Source organism: Lysinibacillus sp. FJAT-14222, from assembly GCF_001278875.1.
GTDB lineage: Bacteria > Bacillota > Bacilli > Bacillales_A > Planococcaceae > Lysinibacillus > Lysinibacillus agricola.
The window spans coordinates 60,195-77,479 of sequence record NZ_LIYL01000053.1 but is presented as its reverse complement, the minus strand read 5'-3'; the positions used below and the strand labels follow the sequence as shown (position 1 = coordinate 77,479).

Genomic DNA, 17,285 nt, shown 5'->3' with positions numbered 1-17,285 from the left:
TTTTCTGCAGTATATTTAACCATAAAAAACTGCACCTCCAATTGTTAGATGTGTCTAACAATTGGGGCGCAGTTCATTGGCGTCATCTTTTCATCGTTTCTCAATATTGATATCTACTACGACATTTTCAAGGTACTCGCCAAGATTCCCTTTATTTACAGCCTGCATAATAGTTGATCGTTCTTCCCTGTTCTCTAAAGATTTAATTATTAAACCCCTAACATTTGGATAGTAATGCAGCCAATCAAAACAGTTGTCCACATTCGTTGTTACTTCATTCACTGATACTGGCTGAAACAAAAAGAAATGGTGGTTGAATCAATAAGATGGATTTTTTCAAGTAGTGCACTTGCCTTTTCTTTTCCCAAGCACCTGCTGGATTTGCTGGAGGGGGCTTGATTTTGCCCTTCTACTCAACGACGTTGTTTTTTTGTTACAAGAACTAAAGCAAAACCCTGTATAGCGTGTATCTATACAGGGTTTGATTATTTATATTTTAATTAAAATTTTCCCTTGATGCTGGCGACTTTCCATTAATTCATGGGCTTTCTGCATGTCCTCTAATTTAAAAATATTAGCAATTGGTACTTGGAAGCTTTCATCCTTCAATAAAGTAAACATCTCCTGCGCAACTTGTTGTAGCATTTCTGGCTTAGAAGCTCGAGTCGTTCCTAAGCTAAAGCCTTTCACATTGCGACAGCTACTATGTAAATCAGATGTTTTTATATTTCCGGCTTTGCCACCACTATTTCCAAATTGCACTAGCGTACCGTACGGAGCTAAACAGTTAAAGCTCTCTTCCGTAATATTTCCTGCAATTGAGTCAAAAATAATGTTAACACCATGACCATCTGTATGTTCATTGACTTGAGCACTAAAATTATCATATGTCAGTACATGATGTGCGCCTAGCTCATAGGCAATTTTCGCCTTTTTCATATCACTAACCGTGCCAATAATTTTTTGGGCACCTAGCTTCTTCGCCATTTGAATAAGCATTGTCCCAACCCCACCAGATGCAGCATGAATTAATACGCTATCATTTGTACTAATTGGAGCTATTTGATGTGTCAAAAGATAGGATAGAAATGAAACCGTTGGCACAGCAGCTACCTTTTCCAAAGGAACATCATTTGGAATTTTAAAGACGAGCTGCTCTTTCGCCACCACATATTCTGCATAGGCTCCATTTTTCGGGAATGCAATAACTTGGTCCCCCCTTTTAAAATCACTGTTCTCATCAAAAAACTCTTCAACTACACCAGCGACATCTAAACCAAGTATCATCGGAAAAATCGCTTTTGCTTTATTTCCTGTTCTGTTTTTAATATCGGCAAAATTCACACTCGTATATGTCGTGCGTAGTAATACTTCCCCTGCCGAAATAGTGGGCTTTGGGCATTCCACGTACTTTAAAACATCAGAAGTTCCAAACTCATTGATGATAACAGCCTTCATAAATTTCATCCTCCTTGTTATAGTAAGATTATAGAATAAATATTAAAGAAATGGGTGTATTTCCATGAAAATCAAACCAAGAAAAGAACAACATAATGGCATTGCATACAATTACTTTGATAGCACTAGCGACAAAGTGTGTTTTATGTTCTCTGGCACAGGCTATACCTATGAAAAACCTCTTCTTTATTATTCCACTGCACTGATGCTAGAGCTTGGCTATGATGTGGTACAGGTATGCTATGCATTTGATCCGCAGCAATTCGGACAGGAGCCAGAAGCTATTTCAGAAACAGTTTTTAATGCAGCAAATCCTATCGTAGAATATATTTTAAGTACAAAATCTTATACAAAAGCTGTATACATAGGTAAATCACTTGGGACATTGCCTATCATAGATTTTTATATGCAACAGTCTTCACCTGTCCCTTCTCACTATGTGCTTTTAACACCGCTGCTGTCACTTGATCATGTTATGAAAAATTTGCTTGTGAAGCAGGCATTTCTAGCAATCGGTACAGCTGACCCTCACTACTCTAAAGAAAGATTAGAACAACTTTCTTCACATAAGCTTGCTATTGTAGAAAACGCTGATCATTCTCTTGAAATAACAAATCATACAGTAGAGTCAGTCATCATTTGTCAGTCACTATTAACAGGGCTTAAAGCTTATCTTCAATAAAAATGTCGGAACCTTTTCACGATTTATCGGTATAATTTTTGAATTTATCGGAACAATTTCAAAGCTTATCGGAATGTTTCTCACATTTATCGGAACACTTTAACGATAGACTTTATAAAATCAAAAAAAATATTGAACCCCTACTTGCTTTCTTTATCTTCTATTACTCATTTAAGCATGGTCACTGAGCGTTATTCACTGTATAGTTAAATGTATACGTAGTCATTTGTAAGAAGGAGGAATTTTATTGGTTTCATCGAAAGATGTTGCAAAATATGCAGGTGTCTCTCAAACAACTGTTTCTCGCGTTTTAAATACACCTCATTTGGTGAAAAAGCCTACTCTCGATAAAGTAATGAAAGCTATTGATGAGCTTAACTATATTCCTAATGCTCATGCACGATCACTTGTTCAAAATAAAACTGGCACCATCGTATTACTTTCGGGTCCACTACACAATCCATTCTTTGTTGATACGACTACGGCTATTGTGAATTATGCAAATGATATGGGTTACCGTGTAAATGTACAATTTGTAAATGATAAAAATCTTTCAGAGGCTTATGCAACTGCTATAGAGCACAAAGTAGATGGAATTGTATTATCGTGTATTTTAATCGATGACCCCTTCTTTGAGCAATTAAAGCGTATGAATATTCCGTTTATCACATATAACCGTAAACATAAAAATAATGAATACTTTGTAGAAATTGATAATTTTGAAGCAGGATATTTAGCAGCCAAGCACATTATTGAACTTGGACATAAACAACTTGCATGGGTCGGTGGACCTTTAACAGTAAGTACGTTTAATAATAGATTCCTAGGTTTTATGCAGGCACTACAAGATGCGAAAATCGAAATTAAAGATTCATATATATTTAATACTGATACTTCCAAAGTAAGCATTTCACAGGCTTTTCAAACATTAACAGAAACCCCTCATCCCCCTACCGCTATATGCGCTGGCGCTGACTCATTAGCTCTTAATTTATTGGATGACGCAATGCGTAGTAATATTTCGATTCCTAATGAACTGAGCATCATTGGTATCGATAATGTTGAATTAAGTCAGCATGGGGCCATACAGTTAACAACAGTAGGTAGTATTTCAGAACAAAATTTAGGATTTCTAGCTATTAAAAAATTAATTGAAATGATTGAAAATAAAAAAAATAGTTGCGTAAAAATTACGGAGTCTGTTAAAGTGTTTGATAGAAGCACTACTCGGAAAATATAAAACAAACTTTTAATAGAGTTTGTTTTATATTTTATTACTAAATGAATACGTAACCATATCATTTTTTTATTACTTAAATGGTTACGCATTCATTATAAGTGTGGCGCATCAAAATTTTTTGAGCCGAAATGGTTACGTATTCATTATATTCTTAAGGAGGTTTTCTTACATTTCATTTGCTTTTAATAAAGGGGTTAATTATCACATTTAGGAGGAGAAATATTCTATGAAATGGAAAAATCGCGAATATGGCGAGGAATCACCTTATATTCCAGCGGGTCCTTTTAAAATTCGCTTGCCTTTTATTCACTATCGTTTTGAGTGGCCAGATTATGTGCAAGGATTACTAATGTGTGCCGTAGATTTATCGGCGATTCCATTATTAACATCTCTTTTAGGTATGCCTTTTGAGGTTGCATTAGCCATTATTGTACTAAACGGGTTATTTTATTTAACACATCATCTATTAGGAGATCCAGCGGTTCCTGGTTGGATCACTCCAGCTATTCCGTTAATCACTTTGTATTGTCAACAATTCCCTGAAGGTCCTGAGCGAGTCCATGCTCTTATAGCCTTTCAGATGACACTCGGGTTACTTTCCATTTTTCTTGGTGCCACTGGATTAGCAGAGCGTGTAGTACGGCTTATCCCAGCAGCTATGAAATCAGGAATTATTCTCGGTGCTGGACTTGCGGCTGTTATTTCTGTCTTCCAAGTCGGCGGACGCTTTGAAACGTTTCCATGGACAATCTCTATAGCAATTGGCATTGGCTTCTATTTATTATTTTCAAAGCATTTTGCTGTTTTTCATAAAAGAAACGCGTTTTGGTCAACCGTTGCTAAGCTAGGAATTTTCCCTGTAATCATTATCGCAGTTATTGTAGCACCTTTATTTGGCGAGGCTCCATGGCCAACTATTGAGTTCGGTTTTTCTTCACCTGACTTTATAACACTTTGGAATGAATACACAATCTTTGGCTTAGGTCTACCGCCACTAATGATGTTTATTAGCGGTCTCCCTACCGTATTGGCAGCCTATATCGTTTTATTTGGTGATGTATTACAAAATAAAGTACTAGTAGACGATGGCGCTGCTGCTCGTCCAGATGAAAAGTTAAGTTATAGTCCAAGTCGAGCACATTTAATTTTTGGTATGCGTAATTCTTTTATGAGTATTCTCGGTCCAGATGTAACGATGTGCGGTCCAACATGGTCAGCTATGCAAGTAGTAATGATTGAGCGCTATAAAAAAGGGCGCAAGGCGATGGATTCTTTCTTTGGTGGTATTGGCTCTTTCCGTTGGGGAACAAACACTGGTTTATTACTATTACCAATCGTCAGCTTAGTAGAACCGATATTAGGTGTTGCTCTAGCTTTAACTTTATTAATTCAAGGGTATGTAAGTGTAAAAGTGGGTATTTTAGAGGCGCGTAGCCAAACAGATTTAGGAATTGCCGGAATTATTGCAGCTGTTCTTTGTATTAAAGGGGCTGCATGGGCATTCGCAGTAGGAATAGTATTATGTTTATTGATTTATGGCAAAGACTTTTTCAAAGGCGAAGTAGATAAAACATTTACAAAAGATCAACCAAAGACAGTAAAGGAAGTCTAATTTGAAAGGATGATTAGATGAAAAAACAATTATATGTAAATGGTGAATGGAAAACTGCTAATAAGTTTGCAGATCTCCACTCTCCTTATACAAAGGAGCTTATTGCAGAAATACCACAGGCTTCACGCGAAGAAGTACAAGAGGCAATCGATGCAGCCTATTTTGCAAATGCTAAAATGGCTGCCTTAACAGCCTTTGAACGAGCTTCTATTTTAGAACAGCTTGCGCAGCTCTTGATAGAAAATCGTACAAAGGCAGCTAGTATCATTTCTCTCGAAGCAGCCAAACCTTTGAAATATGCATTAAATGAAATAGATCGCACAATTGAAACATATAAATTCGCTGCTGAAGAAGCTAAACGCCTAACAGGTGAGATGATTCCGATGGATGCTGCAAGAAATGGGGCTGGTCGCTTTGGTTATACAATTGAACAGCCATTAGGTGTAATTGGAGCGATCACTCCATTTAACTTCCCGCAAAATTTAGTAGCTCATAAAGTAGGACCAGCGATTGCATCGGGAAATACAATTGTGTTAAAGCCTGCCTCACAAACACCACTCTCTGCTCTTTTTTTAGCTGAACTTATTGACCAAACTGCCTTGCCTAAAGGAGCCTTTACTGTTGTAACTGGTAGCGGAAAAATAGTCGGTGATGCCCTTGTAGAGAGCAGTAAAATAAAAATGATTACTTTTACGGGTAGCCCCTCAGTTGGAATAGGCATTCGTGAAAAAGCGGGCTTGAAAAAAGTTGCCTTAGAGCTTGGGTCAAATGCAGGACTCATTATTGATCGCAATGTCGATTTAAACGACATCGTTCCAAAGTGTGTAATGGGTGCATTTTCAAATCAAGGTCAAGTATGTATTTCCTTACAAAGAGCATATGTTGTAGATGAATTGTTTGATGAATTTATCGACAAGTTCTCTGCTCTTACGAAGGAATTAATCATAGGCGACCCGCTCGAACAAAATACAGATATTTCTGCCATGATTCATCCAAACGAACAAGAACGGGCTTTAAATTGGGTACAGGAGGCTGTTCAAAATGGCGCTGAGATTGTGACAGGCGGTCAAATTGAGAACGGCGTATTTATGCCGACTATTTTAACGAATGTTGCATCAAACTTAAAGGTTTCCTGTCAGGAAGTATTCGCACCTATTGTTATTGTAAATCGCATCGCTTCTATTGAAGAAGGTATTTTAGCTATAAACGATTCTAATTTTGGCTTACAAGCAGGTATTTTTACTAAGGATATTCAAACTGCGTTTACCGCTTCAAAGCAGCTAGAGGTTGGTGGAGTTATCATTAATGACATTCCTACCTATCGCGTTGATCAAATGCCCTATGGTGGTGTTAAGCAAAGCGGTACAGGTAAGGAAGGCTTAAAATATGCAATTCACGAAATGACAGAAACTAAACTTGTCGTCTGGAATCAACAATAAGGAGTTGGACAACTATGTCTGAAAAAATTACCTTTGCCCCTATTAGCTATACAGGCTGGGGTGCATTATCTCATTTATTAGAAGAAATAAAACGCTTCAATGCCGAAAAAATCTTAATCGTTACAGACCCTTTTTTAAAGGATATTGGTTTAACTAATCAGGTTGTTAATCCTTTACAACAAGCAGGATATAAAACAGAGATTTATACAGATGTTGTACCAGAGCCCCCATTAGCTATTGGAGAAAAATTAGTAGCCTATACTCGTGACAATCAATTTGATATGGTCATTGGTGTCGGCGGAGGAAGCGCACTAGACTTAGCGAAATTAGCTGGAGTCCTTGCTACACATAAAGGGAATGTTGCAGATTACCTAAATCTAACTGGTACTCTTCAAATTACAGAAAAAGGACTGCCAACTGTGTTAATTCCTACAACCTCAGGAACTGGCTCAGAAATCACTAATATCTCTGTGCTGTCGTTAGAGACGACAAAGGACGTTGTAACACATGACAATCTCCTTGCAGATGTGGCAATTGTCGATCCTGCATTGACAATCTCTCTGCCACCAAAAGTAACCGCAGCTACTGGAGTCGATGCCCTTACTCATGCCGTAGAGGCTTATATTTCAAAAAATGCTAGCCCTGTTTCAGACGCTTTAGCATTACAGGCCATCCGTCTTATTAGTAATTCTATTCGTACAGCTGTTGCACATGGTGATGATAAACAGGCGCGTATTGACATGAGCTATGGTAGCTACCTCGCTGGTTTAGCGTTCTTCAATGCAGGTGTCGCAGGTGTACATGCACTAGCCTATCCTTTAGGTGGTCAATTCCACCTGGCACATGGGGACTCTAATGCCGTATTACTACCTTATGTAATGGGATATATTCGTCAAAGCTGTGAAAAACGAATGAAGGACATATATGATGCCATGGGGTTTAGCTCTACAAACCTTTCACAAGAAGAGGCATCCTATAAATGTGTAGCAGAATTAAAACGTCTTGTTGAAGATGTAAATATACCTTCTTCCCTCAAAGGGTTTAATATTCCAAAAGAAGCATTAGAAGGTTTAACAAACGATGGTATCGAGCAACGACGTATTTTGGCTCGAAGTCCGATGCCACTTTCAAAAGCGGATATATACACTATTTATAAAGCAGCTTATGATGGCATCATCGTTGAGCCTACTAAATAAGCTTTTATTCAAGGGATTGCCCTAAAAGTGACTCAAACACTTAGGGTAGTCCCTATTTGGCTTATACGATCGTAAAAAGAATATCGCTTAGAAAAAAAGCTTTGACCAAACTTTCGAAATAAACAGAAAAAAGACTTTTCTGCAAAGAATAATTATGCTACACTATCAAAAATACATTGAAGAGAAGAGTAAATAAGGCTGTTCTTCCCAGAGAGCTCGGGTTGCTGAAAACGAGTAAGAACGAATTATTGAAACAAGCCTCTGAGTAGCGCATTGGATTTCTAGTTGAATGATGGTGCGACGGGAACTCCCGTTACAGAGTAACAGTATACGCATAAGTGTTTATGCCGTACTGAAAAGGCTATTATGGTGACATAATAGTAAACTAGGGTGGCACCGCGTGAATATAAATTCCACAATCTCGTCCCTAAGACAAATCGTCTTGGGGGTGGGATTTTTTTGTTTAGTTACTTGTAATGACTACAAGGAGGAATTTATATGAGCATGAATAAATTAATAGAAGCGTGGCGTTATCCGGCTATATTATTGTTTAGTATTGGCGTTTCCAGCGTTGGAAGCTGGATATATTTTATAACTTTAAATCTTATTGTCTTAAATCTCACAGGATCAGCTCTAGCTGTATCTGGCTTATATATCGTTAGAGCGTCATCTACACTTTTCGCCAATTTTTGGTCCGGTAGTTTGATAGATCGTTTAAATAAAAAATATCTCATGATTGTGCTCAATATCTTTCAATCTTTACTAATTGTCATACTACCTTTCTTTTCTACTTTAACTTGGATTTATTTCTTGGTCTTTGTTATTACAATAGCTAGCTCTATGTATCATCCGACTTCCATGACCTACATTACGAAATTGATACCAATTGAACAAAGAAAACGTTTTAACTCGCTTCGTAGCCTACTTGATTCTGGTGCATTCATAACCGGTCCAGCCATTGCAGGACTGCTGTTTACGATTGGAACGCCTACTATGGCAATTTACTTGAATGCCATTGCTTTATTTTTATCAGCCTGTATTACATTAGGTATGCCTAATGTTGAAGCCAATCAACAGCTGGCTAGTAAAGCAGATGAGAAAATTTCCTACAAGGTATTATTCAATGATTGGAAGCTTGTTATAAGATTTAGCCTTAAAAATCCGTACATTATGATGATCTATTTTTTATTTAGTGCGATGCTTGTCATGATGACCGCGACGGATTCTTTAGAGGCTGCCTTTGCTACTCAAATACTTTCATTATCCGAAGGTGAATACGGTGTTTTAGTGAGCATAGCAGGTGCTGGTATATTGGTTGGTTCTTTACTGAATACAGCAATCGTTGAAAAAATCCCCACCGCTTGGCTTATAGGAATGGGTTCGTTACTAACAGCATTAGGTTATTTAACTTTCACTTCTTCTTATACGTTTCTTATAGCTTCTTCAGGATGCTTTATTTTGTCCTTCGCGACAGCCTTTGCCAATACGGGCTTCTATACTTTTTATCAAAACAATATTCCTGTCGATAGCATGGGGAGAATAGGAAGTATCTATGGTTTTGTAGAAGCCTTGTTCATTATTATCATGACTGCCATCTTTGGAATTACGGCTGAATTTATATCTATTCGATATGTTGTTGTATTTGCAGCCATCATCATGTTTGTAGTAGCAACTATACTGCTAATTTTTAATGTTCGACCTTCAAAGGCCCGATTTTATAGAAATATTTCTAAGCTTACTGACTAGAATTGATACAGCTTTTCAAAAGGCAAACAAAAATAGGTCTTTTCCCAAAGCTGGAAAGACCTATTTACGTATGCCCTAGTTCATGAGAAAGAAGATGTGCTGTTTGTGTTACTTGTTTAGCTATACTATCTAGTTTTTCAACATCTGTATCATATTCGAAGCACTCTGCACTAATCGCTGCTATCGGTTCCCCGTCCAAATCAAAAACTGGTGCTGCAACTGACACAGTTCCCTTCGTTTTTTCACCATAGCTTATTGAGTACCCTTTTTCTTTAATATGATAAAGCTGCTCAATTAGCTCTTCCCTATCTTGCTCATCTATTTTTTCAAGAAATTGAGTTTGTATTCCCTTCTTTGAAAAAGCAAGTAAGACTTTATTCGCTGCTCCAATAGGATAAGGAATCTTCTCACCAATCATATCTATAATGCGAACATTCTTAGGGCTATCTACTCGATCAATGATAATAGAAGTAAACTGTTTTGGAATGTTTAAATATGTTGTTTCACGAACATTATAAGCAAGCTCTTCTAATAACGGATGTGCTTTTTCTCTAATGTTAGTGTCATGGTACATTTTCATTCCAAGTTGTAGCCATGTATAGCCTAATCGAAATTCTTTTTTTTCTTCATTTCTTTCCACTAAATCAAAAGTTTCTAATGTATATAACAATCGATAAATAGTACTAGTTGGCAGCTCTGTCTCACTAAAAATTTCTTGAACTGAAAAGAATCGCTTAGGATGCTCTGCTAGCACATTTATTATCATCATCGCTCTCTCAATTGACTGAATCATTGCTATTCCTCCTTCAATTCATTTTAACGAATTTTTATCTATTTAAATAGCTATACCGTCCAATTAATTCATAAAAAGAGTCCGAATTTTTTAAATTGACGATTTATTACTTTTCTTATATGATAAATTATATTCCACTATACGGATTAAATTTCGCATAGTGGAATATAAAACTTGTAAGCGTTTTAAACAAAGGTAAGGGGAGGAATTACACTTGGATTTTATTACAAAGATTACAGATTTTCTTTGGGGTATACCAATGATGTCTATTCTAGTTTTTGGGGGTATTTTTTTCACAATACGTTTAGGATTTTTTCAGTTTATAAAGCTACCTCATATACTCAGTGAAACATTCGGGAAGCTTTTTCGGAAAAACAATGAAGGTGAAGGCACTGTCACTCCCTTTCAAGCTACTACCAGTGCGCTCGCATCCACACTCGGTGCGGCAAATTTAGTTGGTGTTCCTGTAGCTATTGCATTTGGAGGACCAGGTGCTATTTTTTGGATGTGGGTTGTAGCAATTTTTGGTATAGCTACTAAGTATTCCGAAGTTGTTCTCGGAATGAAATATAGAGAAAAGAATGATCAGGGAGAATATGTTGGTGGTCCAATGTATTACATGAAAAATGGCTTAAAATGGAATAAAGTTGCCATATTCTTTGCTTTTGCCTTAATGCTTGAAATCGGTGCAAGTATAATGGTTCAAACAAACTCGATTGCTAAGTCTATTTCAGGATCATTTTCGATTCCAGCTATTGCTGTAGGTATTGCCATGATTATTATCGTATATCTTGGCGTTTATGGCGGTATTAAATCTATCAGTCGAATGACTGAAAAATTAGTACCGTTTATGGTGACTTTCTATATTATTGGGATAACAATTATTCTTGTGTACTACTACAAGGAAATTCCGGCAATGATTAGTTTAATTTTCACATCAGCATTGCAACCTATCTCAGCTGTCGGTGGTTTTGCTGGAGCAGGAGTCGCTCAGGCAATTCGTTGGGGATTAGCAAGGGGGCTATATTCTAACGAGGCTGGTATGGGTACTGCACCAATCGCACATTCGACTGCCCAAAATGTCCATCCGGCGAAACAAGGTTTCTGGGGTGCATTTGAAGTTATTGTAGACACGATGATCGTATCAACAATGACAGCACTGGCCGTTCTCGTCTCTGGTGCTTGGAAGGAAATAAGTGCAGAAAATGCTGCATTAATGGTAACAAAAGCGTTTACTCCTGTTTTCGGAAAGGAATTTGCAGGTATATTTGTATCCATTACACTCTTTGTTCTTGTAATTACTACCGTTCTTGTTATTGCATTTTATGGCGAAAAACAAGCCGAGTTTTTATTTGGTAGCAAGTTTTCTTTATTTATGCGCTTTGTATATTTAGGTGCTATTATCGTCGGTTCAATTGGTGGCTTACAATTCATTTGGAAATTCTTAGACCTATTATTAGCGCTTGTTGTTATTCCTAATATGATTGCAATTTTATGCTTAAGCAAAGAAGTAAAAATGATAACCAATGATTATTTTAAAAGATATTTAGTAGAACAAAAAAGGGGTACTATTCATGAATCAACAACTGAGACAATTACCAATCGAAATGCAAATTGAAAAGCTAACGATTGATTTAGTAAATATTAATAGCATTAATGGGACAGCGGGTGAAGGGGAAATTATCGATTTTGTTTATGATCAGATGCAAACTTTCCCATACTATCAAAAAAATCCTTCACTTCTTTGGACAACTAGAGTGAAAAATGATCCGATTGGTCGCAAAAACCTTTTTGCATTTGTCCAAAGCCCAAAAAAAACAAAAAAGACAATTATCTATCACTCACACCTTGATACAGTGGATATAGAAGACTATGGTAACTTAAAGGAATATGCTTTTTCAGCAAAGCAGCTTGAGGCGTTTTTTAAAACTTATGAAGGCAATGCAGATGTACAAAATGATGCATTAAGTGGTGACTGGATGTTTGGACGAGGTGCTGTTGATATGAAAAGCGGCGCTGCTGTGCATATTGCTAATACTCTTTATTTCTCCAATCATCTTGAAGAATTAGAAGGGAACTTATTACTTATTTTAAATGGTGGAGAAGAGTCTGAGCATGACGGCATTATTGATGCTTTAGATGAACTTAACCGGTTAAAAATAGAAGAAAAATTAGATTTTTTAATGGCTATAAATACCGACTTTACAACACCTTTATATGGAAATGATCCACATCGTTACATTTATACAGGTGTAGCAGGTAAGCTTCTCCCTTCTTTCCATATTTATGGTCGTGAAGTTCATGTAGGAGATACTTTAAGCGGTATCGATCCGAATTATATTGCAGCTAAAATTACTGAACGTATTCACAATAACTTTGAATTGACTGAGCAAATTGAAGGAGAAACCATTCTCCCCCCTACTTGCTTATATCAACGTGATACAAAGGAAACATATACTGTTCAAACTGCTTCTACAAGTCATATCTACTTTAATTACTTTTTATATAAAGAAACACCAAATCAAGTAATCGATAAACTTAAAGCTATAGCGCAACAAGCTAGTTTAGAAGCAGAAAAATATTTACAAAAACAATATGAAAGATATGTTGAGTTCTCAAAAGTACCGAAGCATCATCTAGCATGGAATATAGAAGTTGTTACTTACCATGAATTTATTTCGTATTTAAATGAAAGAGGCGTCAATACAGATTTCATTATTAAAGAAGCTTTAGAAAAAAACGTTGGTAAGGAATCTCGTCAACAGTCGTTTGCGATAGTGAATGCACTTCAAAAAGCAGATCCGGAGCATAGACCTCGTGTAATTTTATTTTTCGCTCCCCCTTTCTTGCCTCACAATTATTTAAAAGATAATAAAGAGCAAGATAGAATATTAAAACAAACGATTACAGAAGTTGTCGCTGAGGTTGCAAATGAGACTGGTGAACAGTTTAAAGTAAAACGATTTTTCCCTTATTTAGCGGATGGTAGTTTCTTATCTATCCATGCCACTGAAAAAGAGTTATATGAGTTGCTTGATAATTTTCCAGAATGGGAAGCACTTTATCCTGTACCTTTTGAAAAAATAAAAGCATTAAACATCCCTTCTGTTACTATGGGCGTTTACGGGAAAGACGGGCATAAATGGACAGAAAGAGTTTATAAACCTTATTCATTTGGCATTCTCCCAGGATTAATCCGTAAAACAACGAGGGAATTATTCAAAGTTCATCGTCATTAATATAATTATCAAAAGGGCATGATTTCAATATCACTATTGATTCATGCCCTTAAAATATTAGGATGCTAATGCAAGTAGCATAATTAAACAGCGCGATTTGTAGACAGTTGCAATTTCACCTGACAGTCTAATAAAAGTATACAATCGAAACGTAAACTCTCTAATCCACGCAGTTGTGCATAAGGATTTGGCACTATAAGCTTTTTAATAACCTAACTTCAAAAATACAATTTTTCATTCAAAGCTAAATGATCGTTTCTTTAATTACATCCGAAAAGAGTTTGGCATTAGCCTCTGGTTCAGTACTTCCAGTAATAAAGCTACCAACAATAAGAATTTCCACCCCTGCTACAAGAAGATCTGAAACTGTTTTTTCAGTTATTCCACCTGCAGCTGCAATTCGAATACCCTCTAAACCTTCTACTAACTTAAATAAAGATGATGATACTAGCTCGCCGTTTTGTTGCATATCTTTTCCAACATGAAGACAGAAAAGCCTCGCACCTAGTTCATAAATCTTCTTCACCCGATTTGCTGTTTCTACGCCAAGTAAATCAATCATAACTTCTCCACCGTATTCAGTAGCGACTTCCAGGCATTGCTTGATTGTCGCATTCGGAGCAAATCCCATAACAGTCGTTATAGTAGCACCTGATTCGAAAGCCTGCATACTTTCATGTTTCCCAGCATCACATGTTTTCATATCCGCTACAATTGTCTTTCCTTGAAAACGTGTACTCAACTCACGTACAGCAGCCATGCCATATTCTTTTATGACACCTGTACCAACTTCGATCCACTGAATGTACTTTTCCGTTGTCTCCACTAATTGAATACAATCTTCTATCGCCATTCGATCTAATGCCAGCTGAATTTTAATATTATTCATTATACACCTGAATACGCCATGAAACCGCCGTCAACAGGTACAGTGATACCTGTTACAATACAAAACACCCTTACAACTGTTAAAAAGATCAGTTATAAGGGTGTATTATTTTTAGTATGCTAAGCCGAATAGCGCTTTAATGTGTGTAAGATAGCGAATGTTAGACGCTTCTTTCATAAGTGTTGCTGGAAGGCCTTTAAGTTCTGTGTTGCTAGCACCAATAGTCGCAACAGCGTCTTTGCGACCTAAGCTTGCAAGTGTACCAGAGTTAATTGCTGAGAATGATTTCATCTCTTGGTTTTTGTATTGTGCGAATAAGTTGTAGCCAGCGAACTCACCCATTTGCCATGCAACTTGAGCAGTTGGAGCGTATAGTGGACGTCCACCGTCGCCCGGTAATGCAACAGATGCGTCACCAATTACAAATACATCATCATGAGATGTAGATTGTAAGAACTCGTTAATTGTTGCTTTGCCACGGTCTGCAGCTAGACCAGACTCACCTACTAGTGGAAGTGGAGCTACCCCACCTGTCCAAACAAGTGTGTTGGCAATGATTGGTTCACGATCTTTAAGAGAGATGACATTACCATCAACGCCCGTAACAGGAGTGCCAGTAATAAATTCAACTCCACGTTTTGTTAAGCTTTCAGTAGCACGTTGGATAAGTGCATCTGGAAGTACTGGTAAGATTTTCGGACCAGCTTCAACAAGTTTGATTTTTAGATCAGCAAAGTTAACACCGTGTTTTGCTGCGATTTTCGGGAAGTTGTCCACGATTTCACCAACAAGCTCAACACCTGTTAAACCGCCACCACCGATAACGATTGTCGCATCTGCTTCGTCTTTTGTTTGTGCATATGCTTTAATACGGTCTTCGATGTGTTTGTTAATTTTATTTGCATCGTTCACTGATTTAAGTACCATTGAGTTTTCTTCTAATCCAGGGATACCGAAGAATCCAGTTTGGCTACCTAAAGATACTACTAAAGTATCGTAATTTAAAGTATAACCAGTATCTAGGTCAACTTTTTTAGTGTCTACGTTGAATTTTGTTACTTTAGCGATTTGTAAATCGATATCTAAACCTTTAAAGATTTTTTTAAGTGGTAAAGCAACAGCACCTTCAGCAATAGTACCTCCAGCTAAACGGTGAAGTTCAGTGATAATTTGGTGTGTTGGGAATTGGTTTACTACAGTAATTTTAGCTTCATCAGCTGATAGATACTTACGTGCTGTTAATGCAGTTAAAACGCCAGCGTAACCAGCACCTAAGATGACGATTTCTTTTGACATGATTAATTAATCCTCCGTCCTTACGAATTGAATATATCTCGAGTCGAGTCTTATTTAGCTTTACGTTCAGCGTTTACTTGTAAGAAAGCATTAACAAAACGGAAAACACTTTGAACTTGTGGGTCTTTTAACATTTTCACAAGACCGAATAAACCAACTACTTCTTGGCTTTCAGAAGCACGATCTTTCGCTTCAATTGCAGTAGCTGCAAGGTTTTTAGCTGAGCCTACTACAGGACCTGCCATTTCTGTTACAGCACCAACAGTATCATTTTTAAGCACTTCGTCAGTTGCAACTGCTTGAGCAAAGTCATATGACTTTGTTAATAACGTCATCATTTCAGTTAACTTTGGTAATTGTTCAACTAAAGTTGTAAGTGATTCCTGAACCTCAGGCTTTAATAATTGATCTAGCACATCCAATTGTTCTTGACTAACAGTTAATTGTTCAGACTGTGTTTGGTTATTCGTTTCTGACATTTTGAACTCTCCTTTGCCATCACTATTACTATTTTTAATTTTTTATTGCTTCCATGTAAAAAAGACCATTAAGGCACTTCTTAACAGTCGTTACAGCGCGTATATCTACACATTCACCAGTCTCAAGGGCTGGATAACAATTCGTATGACTTGTTATTACAATGTTAACTTTATTTTGCAAAAAGTGCATTATAATTCCATCCTTATCTTGTCTTGGTGCATTACAAACTCCATTATAAGACTGTTTGCACATTATTTCAATGAGCTAAATCACAATTTCGACAATCTTTTCAAAATTCATTGATTTTGTCAATTATATATTGTATTTACGCTTGCTTTTTGTCCTTACTGTAAAAAAATACAATATTTCCAACCTTGAATTTTTAAATTGTCTCTGCAAAATATTTGATCTTTAATAATAATTGCTCTTGCTCTCTTGTTTACTGTTAAGCCGGGTTCGTTCTGTATTTAAACTTCCCCTCCATCGTTCGTATAATACTTACTTCATCTTCAACAGCTTTTAAAGTCGGATTCAAGCATAAAAGTTTTTATTAATAAGTATGTTTTATATATAATGAAGGAATTTATTTTCCAACAGATTTCCAGAAGAAATCTACAATCTCTTTTGCAGCGATGGCTTCTGTTTGAAATAACCTATTCCCTTCTCCATCTTTAAAATACCCCACTGTCATTAGAGACAAAAAAGTATGTGCAAAAAATTCTGCGTTTCCTTGGTGAATCGTCCCTTTTTCCATTTCAATTTGCATCGCTTGCTGGATCGTTTTATACAGTTCATTTTCTGATGCATGAACTTTTAAGATTTGTGATTCGGATAAATTCATAGTTGCTTCACGCATAAAATTTTTCATGTCAATAGCTACGGTTGCAGATAAATGTACTTCAACAAGCTCCTCTAGCCTTTCTTTAAAAGGTTTAGACTGTTCTAAAATTCGTATAATAGCTTGTCTTATTTTGTTCATCATTTCAATTAGTGCTGATGTATATAGCTCCCCTTTAGTAGGGTAATAGTAATAAATAGTCGCTTTTGTCACATTGCAAGCTTTCGCTACATCATCCATCGAAATGTTTTTGTAGCCCTCTTTTATAAAAAGCTTTGTTGCAGTTTCTAAAACAACAGCTTTTGTGGGTTTTGCATTGATGTCATTGCGAGGTCTTCCTAAAACACGTGGTGATTGTTTCAACAAGTTTTCCTCCT

14 protein-coding genes and 1 other annotated feature are annotated in these 17,285 nt (G+C 36.7%); of the genes, 8 read left to right on the top strand and 6 right to left on the bottom strand.

The genetic code is table 11. The features are described 5' to 3' along the window. Nucleotides 1-489: 489 nt before the first annotated feature. Nucleotides 490-1,458: a zinc-binding dehydrogenase gene (locus AN161_RS22955; protein ID WP_053596632.1), complete on the bottom strand. Its 969-nt coding sequence runs from the start codon at nt 1,456-1,458 to the stop codon at nt 490-492. A gap of 64 nt (nt 1,459-1,522) precedes the next feature. Between AN161_RS22955 and AN161_RS22950 the strand changes: the two genes are divergently transcribed. The 6 genes from AN161_RS22950 to AN161_RS22925 all read left to right on the top strand — a co-directional run bounded on the left by AN161_RS22950 (nt 1,523) and on the right by AN161_RS22925 (nt 9,373). After that, nucleotides 1,523-2,140 (top strand): hypothetical protein, encoded by a 618-nt coding sequence (locus AN161_RS22950; protein WP_053596631.1) that lies wholly within the window; start codon nt 1,523-1,525, stop codon nt 2,138-2,140. Nucleotides 2,141-2,387: 247 nt separating this feature from the next. After that, nucleotides 2,388-3,380, top strand: coding sequence for a LacI family DNA-binding transcriptional regulator (locus AN161_RS22945; RefSeq protein ID WP_053596630.1), 993 nt, complete (start codon nt 2,388-2,390; stop codon nt 3,378-3,380). 226 nt (nt 3,381-3,606) lie between these two features. Then, nucleotides 3,607-4,992, top strand: a complete 1,386-nt coding sequence (locus AN161_RS22940; protein WP_053596629.1) for a hypothetical protein — start codon at nt 3,607-3,609, stop codon at nt 4,990-4,992. A 17-nt stretch (nt 4,993-5,009) separates the two neighbouring features. Continuing rightward, entirely contained in the window at nt 5,010-6,431 is a 1,422-nt protein-coding gene (locus tag AN161_RS22935; protein ID WP_053596628.1) for an aldehyde dehydrogenase family protein, read from the top strand. A 14-nt stretch (nt 6,432-6,445) separates the two neighbouring features. Continuing rightward, nucleotides 6,446-7,627: an iron-containing alcohol dehydrogenase gene (locus AN161_RS22930; protein WP_053596627.1), complete on the top strand. Its 1,182-nt coding sequence runs from the start codon at nt 6,446-6,448 to the stop codon at nt 7,625-7,627. Nucleotides 7,628-7,794: 167 nt separating this feature from the next. Then, nucleotides 7,795-8,059: a binding site (T-box leader), on the top strand. Between the two features lie 66 nt (nt 8,060-8,125). Continuing rightward, a complete protein-coding gene (locus AN161_RS22925; RefSeq protein WP_198926930.1) occupies nt 8,126-9,373 on the top strand; it encodes an MFS transporter in 1,248 nt (415 codons plus the stop codon). A 64-nt stretch (nt 9,374-9,437) separates the two neighbouring features. Here the strand turns inward: AN161_RS22925 and AN161_RS22920 are convergent, their stop codons facing one another. Next, a complete protein-coding gene (locus AN161_RS22920) occupies nt 9,438-10,166 on the bottom strand; it encodes an IclR family transcriptional regulator (RefSeq protein ID WP_053596626.1) in 729 nt (242 codons plus the stop codon). 259 nt (nt 10,167-10,425) lie between these two features. On the opposite strand from AN161_RS22920, the gene AN161_RS22915 reads away from it, so the two are divergent. Together AN161_RS22915 and AN161_RS22910 are read left to right on the top strand one after the other, a co-directional pair. Beyond that, on the top strand, nt 10,426-11,784 hold the full coding sequence (locus AN161_RS22915; protein ID WP_053596635.1) for a sodium:alanine symporter family protein: 1,359 nt from the start codon (nt 10,426-10,428) through the stop codon (nt 11,782-11,784). Further along, the gene (locus tag AN161_RS22910) at nt 11,741-13,405 is read left to right on the top strand and encodes a M20/M25/M40 family metallo-hydrolase (RefSeq protein WP_053596625.1); all 1,665 of its coding nucleotides are present in this window, start codon (nt 11,741-11,743) and stop codon (nt 13,403-13,405) included. Before AN161_RS22915 ends, AN161_RS22910 begins: the two co-directional genes overlap by 44 nt. 244 nt (nt 13,406-13,649) lie before the next feature. Here AN161_RS22910 and hxlA read toward each other — a convergent pair whose 3' ends face one another. From hxlA to AN161_RS22885, 4 genes are all read right to left on the bottom strand, one after another. Further along, entirely contained in the window at nt 13,650-14,294 is a 645-nt protein-coding gene (gene hxlA, locus AN161_RS22905) for a 3-hexulose-6-phosphate synthase (RefSeq protein WP_241774632.1), read from the bottom strand. 111 nt (nt 14,295-14,405) lie between these two features. Further along, nucleotides 14,406-15,590, bottom strand: coding sequence for an NAD(P)/FAD-dependent oxidoreductase (locus AN161_RS22900; RefSeq protein ID WP_053596624.1), 1,185 nt, complete (start codon nt 15,588-15,590; stop codon nt 14,406-14,408). A 50-nt stretch (nt 15,591-15,640) separates the two neighbouring features. Further along, nucleotides 15,641-16,069: a DUF1641 domain-containing protein gene (locus AN161_RS22895; RefSeq protein WP_053596623.1), complete on the bottom strand. Its 429-nt coding sequence runs from the start codon at nt 16,067-16,069 to the stop codon at nt 15,641-15,643. A 584-nt stretch (nt 16,070-16,653) separates the two neighbouring features. Further along, nucleotides 16,654-17,271, bottom strand: a complete 618-nt coding sequence (locus AN161_RS22885; RefSeq protein WP_053596621.1) for a TetR/AcrR family transcriptional regulator — start codon at nt 17,269-17,271, stop codon at nt 16,654-16,656. Nucleotides 17,272-17,285 lie beyond the last annotated feature (14 nt).